16 protein-coding genes are annotated in these 17,668 nt (G+C 70.3%); 10 read left to right on the top strand and 6 right to left on the bottom strand.

Annotated features, from left to right (window positions below):
* The first annotated feature begins 171 nt into the window (after positions 1–171).
* From V6V89_RS33375 to V6V89_RS33330, 10 genes are all read left to right on the top strand, one after another.
* Positions 172–627, top strand: a complete 456-nt coding sequence (locus tag V6V89_RS33375) for a Rieske (2Fe-2S) protein (RefSeq protein WP_334623535.1) — start codon at positions 172–174, stop codon at positions 625–627.
* 105 nt (positions 628–732) lie between these two features.
* Positions 733–2,703, top strand: coding sequence for an excinuclease ABC subunit UvrC (gene uvrC, locus V6V89_RS33370; protein WP_334623534.1), 1,971 nt, complete (start codon positions 733–735; stop codon positions 2,701–2,703).
* 9 nt (positions 2,704–2,712) lie between these two features.
* A complete protein-coding gene (rapZ, locus tag V6V89_RS33365) occupies positions 2,713–3,600 on the top strand; it encodes an RNase adapter RapZ (RefSeq protein WP_334623533.1) in 888 nt (295 codons plus the stop codon).
* A complete protein-coding gene (locus V6V89_RS33360; protein WP_334623532.1) occupies positions 3,597–4,595 on the top strand; it encodes a gluconeogenesis factor YvcK family protein in 999 nt (332 codons plus the stop codon). The genes rapZ and V6V89_RS33360 overlap by 4 nt, the downstream gene beginning before the upstream one ends.
* Before the next feature lie 43 nt (positions 4,596–4,638).
* A complete protein-coding gene (whiA, locus tag V6V89_RS33355; protein WP_265252666.1) occupies positions 4,639–5,619 on the top strand; it encodes a DNA-binding protein WhiA in 981 nt (326 codons plus the stop codon).
* 128 nt (positions 5,620–5,747) lie between these two features.
* Positions 5,748–6,752 carry a type I glyceraldehyde-3-phosphate dehydrogenase gene (gene gap / locus V6V89_RS33350; protein WP_334623530.1) on the top strand — a complete coding sequence of 335 codons (1,005 nt, stop codon included), beginning with the start codon at positions 5,748–5,750 and terminating at the stop codon, positions 6,750–6,752.
* Positions 6,749–7,957: a phosphoglycerate kinase gene (locus V6V89_RS33345; RefSeq protein WP_334623529.1), complete on the top strand. Its 1,209-nt coding sequence runs from the start codon at positions 6,749–6,751 to the stop codon at positions 7,955–7,957. Before gap ends, V6V89_RS33345 begins: the two co-directional genes overlap by 4 nt.
* Complete coding sequence (gene tpiA, locus V6V89_RS33340; RefSeq protein WP_334623528.1) at positions 7,957–8,748, top strand: triose-phosphate isomerase; 792 nt, start codon at positions 7,957–7,959, stop codon at positions 8,746–8,748. The genes V6V89_RS33345 and tpiA overlap by 1 nt, the downstream gene beginning before the upstream one ends.
* A gap of 50 nt (positions 8,749–8,798) precedes the next feature.
* Positions 8,799–9,053 (top strand): preprotein translocase subunit SecG, encoded by a 255-nt coding sequence (gene secG / locus V6V89_RS33335; RefSeq protein WP_173038233.1) that lies wholly within the window; start codon positions 8,799–8,801, stop codon positions 9,051–9,053.
* A gap of 118 nt (positions 9,054–9,171) precedes the next feature.
* Positions 9,172–9,516 (top strand): RNA polymerase-binding protein RbpA, encoded by a 345-nt coding sequence (locus V6V89_RS33330; protein WP_334623527.1) that lies wholly within the window; start codon positions 9,172–9,174, stop codon positions 9,514–9,516.
* Here the strand turns inward: V6V89_RS33330 and pgl are convergent.
* The 6 genes from pgl to tkt are packed head-to-tail and all read right to left on the bottom strand — an operon-like array spanning position 9,513 to position 17,431.
* Positions 9,513–10,283 (bottom strand): 6-phosphogluconolactonase, encoded by a 771-nt coding sequence (gene pgl, locus V6V89_RS33325; RefSeq protein ID WP_334623526.1) that lies wholly within the window; start codon positions 10,281–10,283, stop codon positions 9,513–9,515. The genes V6V89_RS33330 and pgl overlap by 4 nt on opposite strands.
* Positions 10,276–11,289: a glucose-6-phosphate dehydrogenase assembly protein OpcA gene (locus V6V89_RS33320; RefSeq protein WP_334623525.1), complete on the bottom strand. Its 1,014-nt coding sequence runs from the start codon at positions 11,287–11,289 to the stop codon at positions 10,276–10,278. Before V6V89_RS33320 ends, pgl begins: the two co-directional genes overlap by 8 nt.
* Positions 11,290–12,807: a glucose-6-phosphate dehydrogenase gene (zwf, locus tag V6V89_RS33315; protein ID WP_334623524.1), complete on the bottom strand. Its 1,518-nt coding sequence runs from the start codon at positions 12,805–12,807 to the stop codon at positions 11,290–11,292.
* Between the two features lie 12 nt (positions 12,808–12,819).
* Positions 12,820–14,184: a glucose-6-phosphate isomerase gene (locus V6V89_RS33310; protein ID WP_334623523.1), complete on the bottom strand. Its 1,365-nt coding sequence runs from the start codon at positions 14,182–14,184 to the stop codon at positions 12,820–12,822.
* Positions 14,181–15,287 (bottom strand): transaldolase, encoded by a 1,107-nt coding sequence (gene tal, locus V6V89_RS33305; protein ID WP_334623522.1) that lies wholly within the window; start codon positions 15,285–15,287, stop codon positions 14,181–14,183. The genes V6V89_RS33310 and tal overlap by 4 nt, the downstream gene beginning before the upstream one ends.
* A 14-nt stretch (positions 15,288–15,301) precedes the next feature.
* Positions 15,302–17,431: a transketolase gene (gene tkt, locus V6V89_RS33300; protein ID WP_334623521.1), complete on the bottom strand. Its 2,130-nt coding sequence runs from the start codon at positions 17,429–17,431 to the stop codon at positions 15,302–15,304.
* Between the last annotated feature and the right edge of the window lie 237 nt (positions 17,432–17,668).

Raw genomic sequence — 17,668 nt, 5'->3', positions numbered from 1 at the left:
GCGGGCGCGGGCGGGCGCGGGCGGGCGCGCGGTGTGGGGCGGTTCGCGCGGGGCGGCCGCGGCGGGGCGGGGGGTGGCGGTGGGGGAAAGGGCGACACGGTTGAAAGTGAACCGATTTGGGTGACGCTCCGTGTCTACTGGCGTGGTCGCGTTCAACAGGAAGGGTGAGCCATGAGCGAGGAACAGCCGGTGACTGAGCCGGCCGCCACGAGCCGGCGGGTGCTGCTCGCTGGCGCGGGTGCGATCGGCGCCACCGCTGTCTTGGCAGCTTGCGGCACTGACCCCGACGAGGATACGGGTAGTGACAGCCAGTCACCGACCGCTACCCAGGGTACCGGTGGCGGGGCGTTCGCCAAGACGAGCGAGATCCCGGTCGAGGGCGGCACGATCTTCGCGGCGCAGAGCGTCGTGGTGACCCAGCCGACCGATGGCACGTTCAAGGCGTTCAGCAGTACCTGTACGCACCAAGGGTGTCCGGTCACAGCTGTCGAGGGCGGGACGATCAACTGCAACTGCCACGGCAGCAAGTTCTCCATTGAGGACGGCTCCGTGAAGAAGGGTCCGGCGACCAAGCCGCTCACCGCACGCGAGCTCAAGGTAGAGGGCGAGAACATCACGCTCGCCTAGGGCCCGTTTCGAGGTGGATGATCGGGCGGCTGCGCCTCGCCTCGCTCCGGCCTCCACCTCGAGACAGGTCCCAGAAGTGTCAGCGGCCCGGGCTAGGCTGGCTGCGTGGCTGACCCCGCTACCTACCGACCCGCGCCGGGCACCATTCCGGACGCTCCCGGGGTCTACCGCTTCCGCGATCCCGGTGGCCGGGTGATCTATGTCGGCAAGGCCAAGAGCCTGCGCAGCCGGCTGAATTCATACTTCGGCGATCTGTGGCACCTGCACCAGCGCACCCAGCAGATGGTCACCACGGCGGCGGCGGTCGACTGGGTCACCGTGGGCAGCGAGGTCGAGGCGCTCCAGCTCGAATACTCGTGGATCAAGGAGTATGACCCGCGGTTCAACGTGAAGTACCGCGACGACAAGTCCTATCCGTTTCTCGCCGTCACGCTCGACGAGGAGTACCCGAGGTTTCAGGTGATGCGCGGCGCCAAGCGCAAGGGCGTGCGCTACTTCGGGCCGTATTCTCATGCCTGGGCGATCCGCGAGACGCTCGACCTTCTCCTGCGGGTCTTTCCGGCGCGGACCTGTTCTTCCGGGGTCTTCAAGCGGGCCGGCCAGATTGGCCGGCCATGCCTGCTGGGCGACATCGGCAAGTGTTCGGCGCCCTGCGTGGGGCGGGTGAGCGCCGAGGAGCACCGCGACATCGTCGACGACTTCTGTGACTTCATGGGCGGCCGCACCGACGCGATGGTGAAGCGGCTGGAGCGGGAGATGCTGGCCGCGTCGGAGGAGTTGGAGTTCGAGCGGGCGGCTCGGTTGCGCGATGACCTGGTGGCGTTGCGCCGGGCGATGGAGAAGCAGACCGTGGTGCTGGGCGACGGCACCGACGCGGACGTGGTGGCGTTCGCTGAGGATCCGCTCGAGGCCGCGGTGCAGGTGTTCCATGTGCGCGGTGGGCGGGTGCGCGGCCAGCGGGGCTGGGTCGTGGAGAAGGTCGAAGACCTGTCGACGGGCGATCTGGTGCACCACTTCTGCAGCCAGGTGTACGGCGGGGAGCACGGCGAGAGTGACGTGCCGCGCGAGATGCTGGTGCCGGCCCTGCCCGCCGACGCCGACGCGCTCGCCGAGTGGCTGACGCAGCACCGGGGCAGCCGGGTGAGCCTGCGGGTGCCGCAGCGCGGCGACAAGAAGGCGTTGCTGGAGACCGTGGCGCGTAACGCGGCCGAGGTGCTGACGCGGCACAAGCTGCGCCGGTCGGGTGACCTGACGACGCGCAGCAAGGCCATCGAGGAGATCGCCGAGGCGCTCGGGATGTCGACGGCGCCGCTGCGCATCGAGTGCTACGACGTGTCTCAGATCCAGGGCACCGACGTGGTGGCGAGCATGGTCGTGTTCGAAGACGGGCTGGCGCGCAAGAGTGAGTATCGGCGGTTCGCCGTGCGCGGGGCCACCGACGACCTGTCGGCGCTGTCCGAGGTGCTGCGGCGGCGGTTCGCCCGGTATCTGGAGGCGCGGGCCGAGATCGGGGAGCTTGATGCCGAAGAGCCCCTCGGCGGCGAGGACGCCGTCGACGGGGCGCCGCCCGTCGCGGAGGACCGTCCCGGCATCGATCCCACGACCGGCAAGCCGCGCAAGTTCGCCTACCCGCCGCAGCTCGTCGTGGTCGACGGCGGGCAGCCACAGGTCAACGCGGCGGCCGCCGTGCTCGCAGACCTGGGGATCGTCGACGTCGCGCTCTGCGGCCTCGCGAAGCGGTTGGAAGAGGTGTGGCTGCCGGGTGACGACTTCCCGGTGATCCTGCCGCGCGCCTCGGAAGGGCTGTATCTGTTGCAGCGGCTGCGTGACGAGGCGCACAGGTTCGCGATCACCTTCCACCGGCAGCGGCGGTCGAAGCGGATGACCGCATCCAGCCTCGACGGCGTGCCGGGGCTGGGCGAGGTGCGGCGCAAGGCGCTGTTGCGGCACTTCGGTTCGCTGAAGCGGCTCGCTGACGCCACCCCGGAGGAGATCACCGAGGTGCCGGGTATCGGGCGGCGAACCGCCGAGGCGATCGTGGCGGCGTTGAACGCGCCCGGCGAAGGCACACCCTAGGATCTAGTGGTGCACGACGACGCCCGGCGGGACGATCAGGAAACCGAGCTGGTGGTGGTCACCGGTGTGTCCGGGGGCGGCCGCAGCACGGTGGCGCGGGCTTTGGAAAACGTCGGTTTCTACGTGGTCGACAACCTGCCCCAGGCGCTGATGCTCGACATGGCCGAGCTCGCGCAGATGGCCGGTGGTGCCGCCCAGCGCACCGCGATGGTGCTCGACGTGCGCAGCCGGGCGTTCTCCACCGACCTGGCCGGCGCGATCCGGGCGCTGAAGGAGCGCGGGTTCCAGCCGCGGGTGGTGTTCGTCGACGCCGACGACGAGGTGCTGATCCGGCGGTTCGAGAGCGTGCGGCGGTCGCATCCGCTCCAGGGTGACGGGCGGCTCGCCGACGGCATCGCCGCCGAGCGCAAGCTGCTGGAGGAGGCCCGCGATCAGGCCGATGTGATCGTCGACACCAGCCACCTCAACGTCAACCAGCTGCGGCGGCGCGTTGAGGAGATGTTCGGCGGGGAAGATGCGCGCCGGCTGCGGGTCACCGTGCTGTCCTTCGGGTTCAAGTACGGCCTGCCGCCCGACGCCGACTTCGTGCTGGACGCCCGGTTCCTGCCCAACCCGTACTGGGTGCCGGAGTTGCGCGAGCACACCGGGCGCGAGGAAGACGTGAGCCAGTACGTGCTGGGTCAGCATGGCGCGGTCACGTTCGTGGAGACGTACGCCCGGCTGATCAACGCGACGGCGCCCGGGTTCGAGCGGGAGGGTAAGCGATACCTGACCGTGGCGGTCGGGTGCACCGGCGGAAAGCACCGCAGCGTGGCGATCGCGGAGGAGCTGGCCGCGCGGTTGCGCCACGCCCGCCTGTCCGCCAACGCCCAGCACCGCGACCTGGGGCGCGAATGAGCGGGGACGCCATCGGGGGAGCACCAACGGCGTCCGGGGGCGCCGGACGGCGTACCAAGGTTGTCGCTTTTGGAGGCGGACACGGGCTCGGCGCGTCCCTGCGGGCGCTGCGCCGCACGAGCCCCGATCTCGACCCGGACATCACCGCCGTCGTCACCGTCGGCGACGACGGTGGATCGAGTGGCCGCCTGCGCGCGGAGCGCGGCGGCCTGCCGCCGGGCGACCTGCGCCAGGCCCTCGCGGCCCTCGCCGACGACGACCGCAAGCTGACCGCCGACCTCTTCCAGCACCGCTTCGAGCCGCCCGGCCCGCTCACCGGACATACCGTGGGCAACCTGGTGCTGCTCGGCCTGATGGAGCTGCTCGGCGACCCGGTCGAGGCGCTCGCGCACGCCGCCGGCATGGTCCGGGCGGTGGGTCGGGTGCTGCCGATGTCGTGCCAGCCGTTGGGCATCGAGGCCGACGTCCGCGGTGCCGACCTGACACGCCCCGACGAGGTGGTCATCGTGCGCGGCCAGCACAACATCGCCGTGACGCCCGGCCAGGTCGAGTCGGTGCGGATCACGCCGGCCGACGCGCCCGCCTGTCCGCAGGCGGTCGCGGCCATCGCGGAGGCCGACTGGCTGATCTTCGGGCCGGGAAGCTGGTACACGAGCGTGATCCCGCACCTGCTCGTGCCCGAGCTGGCCGCGGCGATCGTCGCTAGCCCGGCCCGCCGGTTGGTCACCCTCAACCTGGCGGAGGAGAGCGAGACCCTCGGACTGTCGCTCGCCGACCACCTGGCGGCCCTCCGGTGGTACCTGCCCGCACTGAAAGTCGACACGGTTCTCGCCGACGGGAAAGCGGTAGGCGACCCCGAACCCGTGCGGCATGCGGCAGAATCTCTGGGTGCGCAACTCGCGGTGGCGCCTGTGGCAGCACCGGACGGCACCGCCCGGCATGATCCAGGCGCTCTCGGCGCCGCGTTGGTGCCGGTATTGGGCCCCGGTCGTTAAACCCAACTGAAGCATTCGTCGATGTCCAGGAGATGACACCGAAATGGCGATGACCGCGGCGGTCAAAGACGAGCTGAGCCGGGTCGACGTACCCAAGCCATGCTGCCGTCGGGCGGAGATGGCCGCGCTGTTGCGCTTCGCTGGCGGGTTGCACATCGTCTCCGGGAGAGTCGTCGTGGAAGCCGAGCTCGACACCGGCAACGTCGCGCGCCGCCTGCGGCGCGAGGTCGCCGAGGTGTACGGGTATTCGAGCGAGATTCACGTGCTGGCGTCCGGTGGTCTGCGCAAGGGCAGCCACTGGATCGTCCGGATCGTCAAGGACGGCGAGGCGCTGGCCCGCCAGACCGGCCTGCTCGACGTGCGTGGCCGGCCGGTGCGCGGGCTCCCGTCGCACGTGGTGTCGGCCGGGGTTTGCTGCGCGGTGGCCGCCTGGCGGGGCGCGTTCATGGCGCACGGCTCGCTGACCGAGCCGGGCCGCTCCTGCGCGCTGGAGATCACCAGCCCGGGGCCGGAGTCCGCGCTGGCGCTGGTCGGGGCCGCGCGGCGGATGAGCGTCACGGCCAAGCAGCGCGAGGTGCGCGGCGTCGACCGGGTGGTGGTCAAGGACGGAGACGCGATCGCCGCGCTGCTCACCCGCATAGGAGCACACTCCAGCGTGCTCGCGTGGGAGGAGCGCCGGGTACGCCGTGAGGTGCGCGCCACGGCCAACCGGCTGGCCAACTTCGACGACGCCAACCTGCGGCGTTCCGCCCGGGCGGCGGTGGCCGCCGCGGCTCGGGTCACGCGGGCGCTCGACATCCTGGCCGACGACGCGCCCAACCACCTGACCTCGGCGGGGCGGCTGCGACTGGAGCATCGTCAGGCGTCACTGGAAGAGTTGGGTGCGCTGGCCGACCCGCCGTTGACCAAGGACGCCATCGCCGGGCGCATCCGCCGGCTGCTCGCCCTGGCCGACAAGCGCGCCCGTGACCTGGGCATTCCGGACACTGAGGCGGCCGTCACACCTGAGATGCTGGTCGGCTGACCGGGCACCCCGGGCCCAAGTGAGCACCGCAACTCGGATAGGGTCGAGGTGCAACGGCGACGGGGCCGAAACACTCTCCGCCGGTTATGGCTTCCGCCCGGCGGACCAGAACACGAGGAGATGGACCTGTGACCATCCGGGTTGGCATCAACGGCTTCGGCCGTATTGGCCGTAACTTCTTCCGGGCGGTGCTCGCCTCCGGCGCCGACATCGAGCTCGTCGGCGCGAACGATCTGACCGACAACGCGACGCTCGCCCACCTGCTCAAGTACGACAGCATCCTGGGCCGCCTGCCGTACGAGGTCAAGGCCACCGGCGACGAGATCACCGTCAACGGCAAGACGTTCAAGGCGCTCGCCGAGCGCGACCCGGGCAAGCTGCCCTGGGCCGATCTGGGCGCCGACGTCGTCATCGAGTCGACCGGCTTCTTCACCGACGCCACCAAGGCCAAGGCGCACATCGACGCGGGCGCCAAGAAGGTCATCATCTCCGCCCCGGCGAAGAACGAAGACGTGACGGTCGTCATGGGTGTCAACCACGAGTCGTACGACCCGGCGAAGCACTCGATCATCTCGAACGCGTCCTGCACCACCAACTGCCTCGCCCCGATGGCCAAGGTGCTGCACGACTCGTTCACCATCGAGCGCGGTCTGATGACCACGATCCACGCCTACACGCAGGACCAGAACCTCCAGGACGGCCCGCACAAGGACCTGCGCCGGGCCCGCGCCGCCGCGCTCAACGTGGTGCCGACCTCCACCGGTGCCGCGAAGGCGATCAGCCTGGTGCTTCCGGAGCTCAAGGGCAAGCTCGACGGCTACGCACTGCGCGTGCCGATCCCGACCGGCTCGGCGACCGACCTCACCGTGACGCTGGCCCGCGAGGTCACGGTCGAAGAGGTCAACGCCGCGGTGAAGGCGGCCGCTGAGGGCCCGCTCAAGGGCTTCCTCTCGTACACCGAGGACGAGATCGTCTCGACCGACATCGTCACCGACCCGGCCTCCTGCATCTTCGACGCCGGCCTCACCAAGGTGATCGGCGACCAGGTCAAGGTCGTCGGCTGGTACGACAACGAGTGGGGCTACTCGAACCGCCTCGTCGACCTGGTCAAGCTGGTGGGTTCCTCGCTGTGACGATCAAGACTCTCGACGATCTCCTCGCCGAGGGTGTGCAGGGTCGGCGCGTGCTCGTGCGCGCCGACCTGAACGTCCCCCTCGACTCCTCGACGCTGGGCCAGATTAGGATCGCCGACGACGGGCGCATCCGCGCGGTGCTCCCGACGCTGGTCGCGCTCCGCGACGCCGGCGCCGCGGTGATCGTCATGTCCCACCTGGGCCGTCCGAAGGGCGCGCCCGACCCCAAGTACACCCTCGCGCCGGTCGCGGCCCGCCTCGATGAGCTGCTGGGCACGCCGGTCGCGTTCGCGGCCGACACCGTCGGCCCGTCCGCCCAGTCGGTGGTCGGCGGCCTCGGCGGCGGCGAGGTCGCCCTGCTCGAAAACCTGCGCTTCAACGCCGGCGAGACCAGCAAGGACGAGTCCGAGCGCGGCGCGTTCGCCGACCAGCTGGCGGCCTTCGGCGAGGCGTACGTCGACGACGCGTTCGGCGCCGTCCACCGCAAGCACGCCAGCGTGTACGACGTGCCGGCGCGGCTGCCGCACTTCGCGGGCGGCCTGGTGCTGCGCGAGGTGCAGGTGCTGGCCCGCCTGACCGGCCAGCCCGATCGCCCGTACGTGGTGGTGCTCGGTGGCTCGAAGGTGTCCGACAAGCTCGCGGTCATCGAGGCGCTCCTGCCCAAGGTCGACAAGCTTCTCGTCGGCGGCGGCATGTGCTTCACCTTCCTCAAGGCTCAGGGCCACGAGGTCGGCAAGTCGCTGCTCGAAGACGAGATGGTCGACACCTGCCGCGAACTGCTCGACCGCGCCGCTGGCCGGATCGTGCTGCCGGTCGACGTGGTAGCGGCGACCGCTTTCGCGGCGGATGCCGATCACGACGTTGTGCCGGCTTACGGCATCCCCGCTGACCGGCTCGGGCTCGACATCGGGCCGGAGAGCGTCGCGCTGTTCGCCGAGGCGGTCGGCACCGCCAAGACGGTGTTCTGGAACGGTCCGATGGGCGTGTTCGAGCTCGCGCCGTTCGCCGCCGGTACCCGCGGTGTCGCCGAGGCGATCGCCAAGATCGACGGGTTCACGGTCGTGGGCGGCGGAGACTCGGCCGCGGCCGTGCGCACGCTCGGCATCGACGAGTCCGCGTTCGGCCACATCTCGACCGGCGGGGGCGCCTCGCTGGAATACCTGGAGGGCAAGACCCTTCCAGGCGTCGCGGCTTTGGAGAAGTGATGGGCGCGCCCGCTCGCCGGCCCCTGATGGCCGGCAACTGGAAGATGAACCTCAACCACCTCGAGGCCAACCTCTTCGTGCAGAAGGTGGCTGCCAGCCTCAACGAGCAGCAGCTCAGCGACGTCGAGGTCGTCGTGCTGCCGCCGTACACCGACATCCGCACCGTGCAGACCCTGGTCGACGGCGACAAGCTGATGATCGGATACGGCGCGCAGGACCTGTCGCCGCACGCCAAGGGCGCGTATACCGGTGAGATCTCCGGTGCGATGCTCGCCAAGCTCGGCTGCCAGTACGTCGTCGTGGGGCACTCCGAGCGCCGGCAGTACCACCACGAGGACGACGCGCTGGTCAATGCCAAGGTCAAGACCGCGCTCGGGCACGAGATCACGCCGATCCTGTGCATCGGCGAGGGCCTGCCGATCCGCGAGGCCGGCGAGCACGTGCCGCACTGTCTCGGGCAGCTCGACGCGGCCCTCGACAAGCTCAAGGCCGAGCAGGTCGCGAAGGTCGTCGTGGCCTACGAGCCGGTGTGGGCCATCGGCACCGGCAAGACCGCGACGCCGGACGACGCCCAGGAGGTGTGCGGCGCGATCCGGGCCCGCATCGCCGAGAAGTTCGGCGACGAGACCGCAGCCGTCGTGCGTGTGCTGTACGGCGGGTCGGTCAAGGCCGCGAACGTCGCCAGCATCATGGCGCAGGCGGACGTCGACGGGGCTCTCGTCGGCGGCGCTAGCATCGACGCCGAGGAGTGGGTACAGATCTGCCGCTTCCCGGAGCACGTCAGCCGCTGACGTTCGGCTATCCTTGGTCCGCTCCCGTTTCGAGAGGATTGACCGCCGCCATGCCGATCGCGTTCGCATACACGTTGATCGTGTTGCTTGTCATCACGAGCTTCCTGCTCATGCTCCTGATCCTGCTGCACCGCGGTAAGGGTGGTGGCCTGTCGAGCATGTTCGGTGGCGGGGTGAGCACCAGCCTGGCCGGTTCGTCGGTCGCGGAGAAGAACCTCGACCGATACACCATTTTGGTGGGCATTGTCTGGTTTGCTTGCATTGTCGGCCTGGGCCTTTGGCTCAAACTCGCGATGAACAGCTAGTCCCTCTAGCACCACTGGTAGTCGTAGACTCTGCGCGCGGTCCGGTTTCGGACCGCGCGCAGAGTTTTTTCCTTATTTCCCGTCGAGAACCCCCCTCCATCGACAGGAGCGAAGAGTCGTGCCACATGGCAGCGCCATCCGAGGCACCCGAGTCGGTTCCGGTCCCATCCGACCCGTCGAACGGTGTGAACCAGCCCCCCGACGCGAAGTCACCTACTGGTGCGCGAAGGGCCACTCGGTTGAAGTACTGCTCGCCGCGGACGCCCCGGCGCCACCGACCTGGGACTGCCCGCGCTGCGGCCAGCAGGCCGGCCAGGACGCGCACAACCCGCCCGGGCCGTCGCGAGCCGAGCCATACAAGACCCACCTGGCGTACGTGAAGGAGCGGCGCTCCGACGCCGACGGCGAGGCCATCCTCGCCGAGGCGCTGGCCGCCCTCCGCCACCGCCGCGGCGAGCGCTAGCGGAGGCTGCGTAGGCGGGGGGCTACCTCCGCTGCCGCCGCGCGGTCGAGCAGCCACAGGGTGCGCTCCACGCCCTGAACGCCCGACGCCGGCACCTGGACCGGACCGCCGCCCGCCATCGCCATGCCCACCGCCTTGGCCTTGTCGGTGCCGGCCGCGACCAGCCACACCTCTTCCGCCGTGTTGATGGTGGGGATCGTGAGCGTGGTGCGGATCGGCGGCGGCTTCGGGCTGCCGCGCACCGCGCTCACCGGTCGCGTCTCGTACGCCACCGGGTGCTCGGGGAAGACCGACGCCACGTGGCCGTCTTCGCCGACCCCGAGCATGAGCACGTCGAAGTGCGGCAGGGTGGCGTGTCCCGGCTTGGCCGCGGTGGCCAGCTCGTCCGCGTACCGGGCGGCAGCCGCCTCCGGGTCTGCGCCGTCGGGCCCGTCCGACGGCGGCATCGGGTGCACCCGGGCCGGGTCGAGCGGCAACGCGTCGAGCAGTGCCGCCCGTGCCTGGGTCTCGTTGCGGTCGGGGTCGCCGCCGGGCAGGAACCGCTCGTCGCCCCACCACACGTCGACCCGTGACCAGTCGACGGCGTCGCTGGCGGGTAGGTCGCCCACGGCCCGGTAGACCGCCGCGGCGACCCGGCCGCCGGTCAGCACCACGCAGGCGCTGCCCCGCTCGGCCTGCGCGTCGATGAGTTTGACGATCAGCCGAGCGGCCACGGCCTGTGCGAGGACGTCCGGGTCGGCGTGGACGACGACGCCGGTCTCAGCCATTGACGACCGCACCGACCGGGCCCACCGCGCCAACCGTGCGCTTCTCGATGGCCGGGTCCTTCCACTCGTGTACCCGCTTCACCGGCCGGCTGTTGAGCCCCGGCACCCGGGCGAACGCGCTCAGCGCCTCGGCGTACACCTGGTCGGCGTCGAGCCGGCGCAGCTCCTCGGCCAGCTCGTCGCCGACGGGCCGGCGGACCAGCGGCAGCGTGCGGTCGGCCTGGCCGGTACGCGTGAAGATGGCGCTGCTGTCCTCACGGGTCAGCGAGAGCACCTCGCCGTTGCCGCACTCCAGCGAGACCGAGCGCATACGCGGGAACGACGAGGTCGGCTCCAGCCGGGGCCGGATGCCGAGCCGGGCGGCCAGCCACCCGGTCATGATCGCGGCGGTCGGGTCGCTCTCCGGCGCCACGATCGTCGCGCTCGTGACCTTGGCTTCGACGGTGTCGAACGCGCCGGCCAGCAGGGTGCGCCACGGGGTGATCCTGGTCCAGGCGAGGTCGGTGTCGCCGGCCGCGTAGTCGATCGCGCGCTGCCGCAGGGCTCCGACCCGGTCAGTGGCCATCGCGCTGTCGGTGATGCGGCGGTCGGCGACCACGCCCAGGTAGTCGTTGGCGATCCGGTCCGGCGGCTCGCCGTGCCACCAGGTGACCACCGGCACGTCGGGTACCAGAAGCGGCATGACCACTGACTCGGCGTGCAGCGCGAGCCGGCCGTACATGCGCATGACCACGGCCTCGCACGGGCCGAGCCGCCCGCCCACGACGATCTCGGCGTCGAGCCGGTTGTTGGGGCGCTCGAAGTCGTCGCGCACCACCATCAGCAGCCGGCACGGGTGCGCCGACGCCGCGATCGTGGCGGCCGCCTCGGCCTCCCGTACCCGCTTCTCGTCGACCACGACGATGAGCGACAGCGCCATGCCGCTGGCGACGCCACCCGCGCTGCGGCGCTCCGCCGCCAGCGCCTTGACCACCTCGTTGCCGGTGGTGTCCCACAAGCCAATCATTTAGGCACGCCTCCAGTGACGGCCCTCGCGGGCCAACATCTCGTCGGCCGCGCGCGGCCCCCACTCGCCGGACCGGTACTGCTCAGGCTTGACGCCCTGCCACGCCTCTTCCAGCGGGTCGACCACGTGCCAGCTCTGCTCGACCTCGGCCGCGTCGGGAAAGAGCGTCCGGTCGCCGATGAGCACGTCGAGCACGAGCCGCTCGTACGCCTCCGGGCTGGACTCGGTGAACGCCTCGCCGTACTGGAAGTCCATCGCGATGTCGCGCAGCTCCATCGTGGTGCCCGGCACCTTGGAGCCGAACTTGAGCACCATGCCCTCTTCCGGCTGCACCCGGATGACGAGCTGGTTTTCGCCGAGCGCCTCGACGTCGGCCGGGTTGAATGGCAGGTGCGGCGCCTTCTTGAACACCACCGCCACCTCGGTGACCCGGCGCGGCAGCCGCTTGCCGGCCCGGATGTAGAACGGAACGCCGGCCCAGCGCCTGTTTTGGATGCCGAGGCGCACCGCCACGTACGTCTCCGTGTTGGAGTCCTGCGGCACGCCCTCCTCATCGAGGTATCCCTTGGTGCGCTCGCCGGCGACCCAGCCCTGCAGGTACTGGCCGCGGACCGTGCCGGCCTTGATGTCCTTGGGCAGGCTGATGGCGCGCAGCACCTTCAGCTTCTCGGCCCGGATTTCGGCGGCGTCGAAGCTGGTCGGCTCTTCCATCGCGACCAGCGCGAGGAGCTGGAGCAGGTGGTTCTGGAGCACGTCGCGGGCGGTGCCGGTGGCGTCGTAGAAGGCGGCCCGGGTGCCGATGCCGACGTCTTCGGCCATGGTGATCTGCACCGAGTCGACGTACTTGGAGTTCCACACCGGCTCGAAGAGCGAGTTGGCGAATCGCAGCGCCATGATGTTCTGGACGGTTTCTTTGCCCAGGTAGTGGTCGATGCGGAAGACGTCGGGCCCGGTGAAGACATCGTCGACGAGGTCGTTGAGCGACTTGGCCGAGGTCAGGTCGGTGCCGAACGGCTTCTCCACGATCACCCGGCGCCAGCCGCCGCAGCGCTCGTTGTCGGCCATGCCGGTGCGTGCGAGCTGCTTGAGCACCGTCGGGAACGCCGAGGGCGGGATCGACAGGTAGAACGCCGCGTTGCCGTGGATGCCGTGCGAGTCGCGCAGCTCGTCGAGCGTCGCGGCGAGATTGTCGAAGGCGTCGTCGTCGTCGAACGCCCCGCCGACGAACTTCATGTTGCCGGAGAGCCGCGCCCACACCTCCTCGCGCCACGGTGTGCGCGCGTGCGCCTTGGCGTGCTCATAGGCCATCGACTCGAAATCGCCATGCCCCCAGTCGCGGCGGGCGAAGCCCAACACCACGAAGCCGGGTGGCAGCAGGCCCCGGTTGGCCAGGTCGTATATGGCGGGAAGTAGCTTCTTGCGAGACAGGTCGCCGGTCACTCCGAAGATCACCAGAGCGCATGGCTCTGGGATTCGCGGTAGCCGGCGGTCCTGCGGATCGCGCAACGGGTTACCCACGGACTTATCCTCTCAGCTTCGCAAGGCCCCTGCGGCGTCCAACAGTTGAACGATCCCTGAGGCGCGGTCGGCCAGGTCGAGACGCACGATCCGGCGTCCGTCGCGGGCCAGCTCCGCGCGGTCTGCGGCGGCCTGAGCCGCCTCAAGATCTCCGAGTTGGTACTGGTCGGAAGCGACCGCCCCGGTGATCTGGAGATGGGTGCCGGCCGGGTGCCGGGGCTGCGGCCCCCAACCGAACGTGACCGGCCGACCAGCCACCTCGGCCAGCAGCGGGCGCAGTTTGGCCACGTCGGCATCGGCGACCGGGTCGAGGTACGCGGTGATCGACAGGTATCCGTCGGGGCGGCTGCCGAGTAGCAGCGCGCCAAGCGCCTCTACGACGCTCCCCGCGGACGTCCCGTAGCCCGTCACCGAGCCCTCGGTGAACTCGCCCGCGTCCATCGGAGCGGTGCCAGTGGTCTTCGGTGCGGCGCGGCGGGTGACCGAGCTAGTTGGCTCTCGCTCCGCTCGCGCGGGCCCTCGGGCCATTGAGACGGCGTGCTCCCACACCAGGAACTGGGCGCCCAACGGTCCGTTGACCGCCACGTCCGGCCAGACGCCGCCGCCCGGCACCGTGCCCGCGCCCAGCGAGCCACCCACGGTGACGGTGAGCGCCCGGTCGCCGGCGACCGGGGAGCCCGGGTCTTCCAGCACGACCGGCAGGACGCCCAGCGACTCGGCCAGCAGCCGCCCCACCCAGTCGGTCAGGCCGATCAGGCCGGTGCCGTCCGATACCAGTGCCACCGTGTCGTGGCCGGCGGAGAGCGCCGAGGCCAGAGCCCGCGCGGGGTTGTCGCCGCCGCGCACGAGCGCGGCAGACAGCTCGCGGGCCTGCTCGACCAGCTCGGCCACGTCGACCCCCGCAAGCGCCGCCGGCACGAGCGCGGCGGCGCTGAGCGCCGAGCGGCCGGCGGGCACCATGTCGCCCACCAGGACGAACCGGCGTGTGGCCTCCGCCTCGGTCATTCCGGCGCCGAGGAACGCGCTCAGGTAGGCCCGGCGCACCGCCTCAGCGACGTCGGAGTCACCGGCGACCACCACGACCGTGCGATCGAGGCGGTCACCGATGGCGCGCTCGACGGGGCCAGGGTCGGCCGTGTCCAGGACGGTCAGCGGCCGGCCGAGCGTCCGCGTGATCGCCCGCGCGGCCAGCACAGTGCCGCCAGAGCCGGCGCCCGCGACCACGACGTGATCGAGGTCGGCGACCTCCGCTGTCAGCTCAGCCAGCAGGGGAAGCAGCGGGTCGAGACCGGGCGGCTCGTGATCTGCCGTCAAGTCGGCGCCGAGGCGGCTGGCTCGCCATACAGCGAGCCCGGCCGCCGCCTCGACTTCCTTCACTTGCCCGCCTGGAGCTGGCCGTCCACGGTCTGGAGCAGCTCCAACCAGCTCTGCTCGAACTTCTCGACGCCCTCGCGCTCCAGCGTCTCCACCACGTCGTCGTAGTCGATGCCGAGCTGCGCCAGGTCGTCGAGGACCTTGCGGGCCTGCTCGTACGAGCCGGTGACGGTGTCGCCGCGCGTCTCGCCGTGGTCGGCGTACGCGTCGATCGTGGCCGCCGGCATCGTGTTGACAACGCCGGGAGCGATCAGCTCCTCGACGTAGATGACGTCGCGCATCGCGGGGTTCTTCGTGGAGGTGGACGCCCACAGTGGACGCTGCGGGTGCGCGCCGGCGTCGGCGAGCGCCTGCCACCGCTCCGAGGAGAACACCTGCGTGTACCGCTCGTACGCGAGCTGCGCGTTGGCGCTGGCGGCCTTGCCCTGCAACGCCTTTGCCTCGGGCGTGCCGACCTTTTCGAGGCGCTTGTCGACCTCGGTGTCCACACGGGACACGAAGAACGACGCCACTGAGCCGATTTTCGTCAGGTCGTGGCCGTTGGCCTTGGCCTGCTCCAGGCCGGCGAGGAACGCCTCCATCACCTGCTGGTACCGCTCGAGCGAGAAGATCAGTGTCACGTTGACGCTGATGCCCTCCGCGAGCGTCGAGGTGATCGCCGGCAGGCCCTCGACGGTCGCCGGGATCTTGATGAAGAGGTTCGGCCGGTCGACCAGCCACCACAGCGCCTTGGCCTCGGCGGCGGTCTTCTCCGTCTCGTGCGCCAGGCGCGGGTCGACCTCGATGGAGACCCGGCCGTCGACGCCCGCCGAGGCGTCGTACGCCGGCTTCATCACGTCGCACGCCCACCGCACGTCGTACGTGGTCAGCATGCGCACCGCCTCTTCGACGGTGACCCCGCGCACCGCGAGGTCGCGCACCTGCCAGTCGTACGCCTCGGCGTCGCTGAGCGCCTTGGCGAAGATGGTCGGGTTGGTCGTCACGCCGACCACGTGCTTTTCCCGTCGCAACTGGTCGAGCCCACCGGACTCCAGCCGCACCCGGTTGAGATCGTCGATCCACACCGCTACACCAGCGGCCGAAAGCTCACCAAGCCGGTCCGTCATAGTTCTACGCTCCCTCAGCTACCGGTCGTCGTGCCTGTGATCTCACCGACGCGGGACAGCGACGCGTGCGCCGCGGCCACGACCCGGTCGGGAGTGAAGCCGAACTGCTCAAACAGCACCTGGTACGGGGCGCTTGCCCCATAGTGTTCAATGCTGACGCATTCCCCGCTGTCGCCCACGATGTCGTGCCACGACATCGCGATCGCGGCCTCGACCGAGACGCGGGCCTTGACGTTGCTCGGCAGCACCGAGTCGCGGTAGGCCTGGTCCTGCGCGCGGAACCACTCCTGGCAAGGCATCGACACGACCCGGGTCGGGGTGCCCTCGGCCTCAAGACGCTCCCGTGCGGTGAGGCAGAGCGCGACCTCGGAACCGGTGCCGATGAGGATCACCTTGGGCTGGCCGCCGGACGCCTCGGCGAGCACGTACCCGCCGCGGGCCACGTTTTCGGCGGAGGCGAGCTCGCTGCGGTCGAACACCGGCAACGCCTGCCGGGTCAGTGCGAGCGCAGTCGGGCGGTCGGTGTGCTCCAACGCCAGGCGCCACGCCCAGGCGGTCTCGTTGGCGTCGGCCGGGCGCACCAGGTCGAGGCCGGGGATCGCCCGCAGCGCCGACAGGTGCTCGATCGGCTGGTGGGTCGGGCCGTCTTCGCCGAGACCGATCGAGTCGTGCGTCCACACGTAGATCACCGGCAGCTTCATCAGCGCGGCGAGCCGCACCGCTGGCCGCATGTAGTCGCTGAATACAAGGAAGGTGCCGCCGTACGGGCGGGTGCCGCCGTGTAGCACGATGCCGTTGAGGATCGAGCCCATGCCGTGCTCGCGGATGCCGAAGTGCAGCGTGCGGCCGTACTCGTTGCCGGGGAACTCCTTCGTCGCGTGCTCGGTCGGCACGAACGAGGGCTCGCCCTTCATCGTGGTGTTGTTGCTCTCCGCCAGGTCGGCCGAGCCGCCCCACAGCTCCGGAAGCACCGGCGCGAGCGCGTCGAGCACCTTGCCGGACGCGGCGCGGGTGGCGATGCCCTTGGCATCGGCGGGGAACTCCGGCAGCGCCTCGGTCCAGCCTTCGGGCAGGCTGCGGGTGGCCATGCGGTCGTAGAGGGCCTTGCGCTCGGGGTTGGCGGTGGCCCAGGCGTCGAACTTCTTCTGCCACTCGGCGTGCGCGGCGCGGCCCCGGTCGACCACCTCGCGGGCGTGCGCGAGCACCTTGTCGTCGACGGCGAACGACTGCTCCGGGTCGAAGCCGAGCAGTTTCTTCGTGGCGGCCACCTCGTCCTTGCCGAGGGCCGAGCCGTGCGACTTGCCGGTGTTCTGCTTGGTGGGCGCCGGCCACGCGATGATCGTGCGCAGGGCGATGAACGAGGGCCGGTCGGTCTCCGCCTTGGCCCGCTGAAGAGCGGCGTTCAGCGCCTCGACGTCCTCCTGGTACTCGCCGTCTTCGGGGTGGCCCTTGCGCCAGCTGACGGTCTCGACGTGCCAGCCGTACGCCTCGTACCGGGCGGCGATGTCCTCACTCTTGGCGATCCGGGTGTCGTCTTCGATCGAGATCTCGTTGTCGTCCCAGACGAGGATCAGGTTGCCCAGCTTCTGGTGGCCGGCGAGCGCGCTGACCTCGTGGCTGATGCCCTCTTCGAGGTCGCCGTCCGAGGCGAACGCCCAGATGTGATGGTCGAACGGCGACTCACCGGGCGCCGCCTCCGGGTCGAACAGCCCCCGCTCGCGCCGCGACGCGAACGCCATGCCGACCGCGTTGCCCACGCCCTGGCCAAGCGGCCCAGTCGTGGTCTCGACGCCAACGGTGTGCCCGTGCTCGGGGTGACCCGGCGTGAGCGAGCCCCACTGGCGCAGGGACTGGAGGTCGGTAAGGCTCAGCCCGTAACCCGACAGGTAGAGCTGGATGTAGAGGGTCAGGCTGGAGTGCCCCATCGAGAGCACGAACCGGTCGCGGCCGGCCCAGTTCGCGTCGCTCGGATCGTGCTTCAGCAGCTTGTTGAAGAGCAGGTACGCCGCCGGAGCCATGCTCATCGCGGTACCAGGATGGCCGTTGCCGGATTTCTCGACGGCGTCCATGGCCAGTACCCGTACCGTGTCGACCGCTTTGCGGTCGAGCTCTGACCAGGTGAGAGATGTTTCGTTCGCGGTCACGATGTGTGCTCCTCGGCAATGCGTCGACCCTCTTGCGTTGACCCTATCTACCCGTGCTAAACGTCTGCGCCCGGATCTCACGCCGCGTCCATTCACGAGCTGTGACGCCTCACACGCCCGGTCTTCTACACGGGGTCGTAGTCAGTACGGATCAACCCTGCGCGTACCCTGTCGGTCGGCACGCTGACCTTGCTGGTCGGACGCCCTCCAACTGCCCGCGACGCCGGAAGGTGGCCT

The organism is Micromonospora sp. CPCC 206061, assembly GCF_036906915.1.
Lineage (GTDB): Bacteria > Actinomycetota > Actinomycetes > Mycobacteriales > Micromonosporaceae > Phytohabitans.
This window is presented reverse-complemented; position numbering and strand designations above follow the sequence as displayed.

Excerpts from the sequence above, each read along its gene's own strand:
- V6V89_RS33375 (WP_334623535.1), top strand. The coding sequence starts at position 172 with ATGAGCGAGGAACAGCCGGTGACTGAGCCGGCCGCCACGAGCCGGCGG.
- V6V89_RS33320 (WP_334623525.1), bottom strand. The coding sequence starts at position 11,289 with ATGATTGGCTTGTGGGACACCACCGGCAACGAGGTGGTCAAGGCGCTG.
- pgl (WP_334623526.1), bottom strand. The coding sequence starts at position 10,283 with ATGGCTGAGACCGGCGTCGTCGTCCACGCCGACCCGGACGTCCTCGCA.
- tpiA (WP_334623528.1), top strand. The coding sequence starts at position 7,957 with ATGGGCGCGCCCGCTCGCCGGCCCCTGATGGCCGGCAACTGGAAGATG.
- secG (WP_173038233.1), top strand. The coding sequence starts at position 8,799 with ATGCCGATCGCGTTCGCATACACGTTGATCGTGTTGCTTGTCATCACG.
- V6V89_RS33360 (WP_334623532.1), top strand. The coding sequence starts at position 3,597 with ATGAGCGGGGACGCCATCGGGGGAGCACCAACGGCGTCCGGGGGCGCC.
- tal (WP_334623522.1), bottom strand. The coding sequence starts at position 15,287 with ATGACGGACCGGCTTGGTGAGCTTTCGGCCGCTGGTGTAGCGGTGTGG.
- whiA (WP_265252666.1), top strand. The coding sequence starts at position 4,639 with ATGGCGATGACCGCGGCGGTCAAAGACGAGCTGAGCCGGGTCGACGTA.